Annotated in this window: 1 protein-coding gene; it reads left to right on the top strand. The window is 76.9% G+C overall.

Translation table 11 applies throughout. From position 1 onward, the window contains the following. A partial coding sequence (locus tag ACWJ6R_RS35985) for a beta-ketoacyl [acyl carrier protein] synthase domain-containing protein (protein ID WP_449066488.1) occupies nucleotides 1-1,543 on the top strand: 1,543 nt, incomplete at its 5' end. Nucleotides 1,544-1,622 lie beyond the last annotated feature (79 nt).

The following is a 1,622-nucleotide window of genomic DNA, read 5'->3' on the forward strand; positions in this document are numbered from 1 at the left end:
TACGGCGGCCGCGGCGGGCGAGCCGGTAGCGGTGGTCGGCCTCGGCTGCCGCCTGCCCGGCTCCGTCCACGGTCCCGAGGACTTCTGGCGGCTGCTCCTGGCGGGCGGCGACGCGGTCGGCGAGGTCCCCGAGGGCCGATGGGAGGAGTTCGACGACGGCTCCCCCCGCACCGCCGAGGCGCTGGCCCGCACCACCAGGCACGGCGGCTTCCTCGACGACGTGGCCGGGTTCGACGCCGGTTTCTTCGGGATCGCCCCCGGCGAGGCCGAGACCATGGACCCGCAGCAGCGGCTGCTGCTGGAGACGGCCTGGGAGGCGCTGGAGCACGCCGGGATCGCGCCGCGCTCGCTGCGCGGCAGCCGTACCGGGGCGTTCGTCGGCGTCTCCGGCCACGAGTACGCCTACCTGACCACCGCCGACGTCTCCCGGGTGGACGCCTGGACGGCGACCGGGGCGGCGTCCAGCATCGCCGCGAACCGGCTCTCCTACGTGCTCGACCTGCGCGGGCCCAGCCTCGCGGTGGACACGGCCTGCTCCTCGTCGCTGGTGGCGGTCGACCTGGCCGTGCGCAGCCTGCGGGAGGGGGAGAGCGACCTGGCGCTGGCGGCCGGGGTGAACCTGCTGCTCTCGCCGGTGGTCACGATGGCGTTCGACCGGGGCGGCGGGACCGCGCCCGACGGCCGGTGCAAGGCGTTCGACGCGTCGGCCGACGGCATGGTCCGCGCCGAGGGCTGCGGCGTGGCGGTGCTCAAGCGCCTGTCCGACGCGCTGCGCGACGGCGACCGGGTGCTGGCCGTGGTCCGCGCCACGGCGGTGAACCAGGACGGCCGCTCCAACGGCCTGGTCGCGCCCAACCCCGAGGCGCAGGAGGAGCTGCTGCGCGCGGCCTACGCGGGACTGGAACCGCCGGACTACATCGAGGCGCACGGCACCGGCACCTTCCTCGGTGACCCGATCGAGGCGCGGGCGATCGACGCGGCGCTGCCGCCGGGGCACCGGGTGCTGCTCGGCTCGGCCAAGAGCAACCTCGGCCACCTGGAGGCCGCGGCCGGGATCACCGGCCTGATCAAGACCGTCCTGGCCCTGCACCACGGGGTGATCCCGCCCAGCGCGCACTTCGAGAAGCCGAACCCGCACATCCCCTGGGACCGCCTGGAGGTCGTCACCGCCCCCGTCCCATGGCCGGGCGGACCGGGCGGGCGCCCCCGGGCGGGCGTCTCCTCCTTCGGTTTCGGCGGCACCAACGCCCACGTCGTCCTCGACGCCGCCCCCCGGGAGCCCGCCGTCCCGTCCGGAGCCGGAGCCGGAGCCGGAGCCGGAGCCGGAGCCGGAACCGAGCCCGAGCCCGAGCCCGAGATCGAGCCCGAGATCGAGGGCGAGGGCGCGGCCGAGGCGCGGGGCGCGCGGGTGTTCCTGCTGACGGACGCCTCGGCCGACCGGGTACGCGAGCACGCCGGGCGGCTCGCCGAGTGGATCGATGGCGCGGTACCGGCTCGGACGGCTCGAACGCCCCGGGTGATCCCGGTGGTCCGCAGGCGGTGAGGGCAGGGAGCCGGGCCGGTGGGGCGGCCCGGTTGGACGACGTGGCTCGCACGCTCGCCCGGCGCGCCGACGGGGCCGG

The organism is Planomonospora algeriensis (assembly GCF_977012225.1).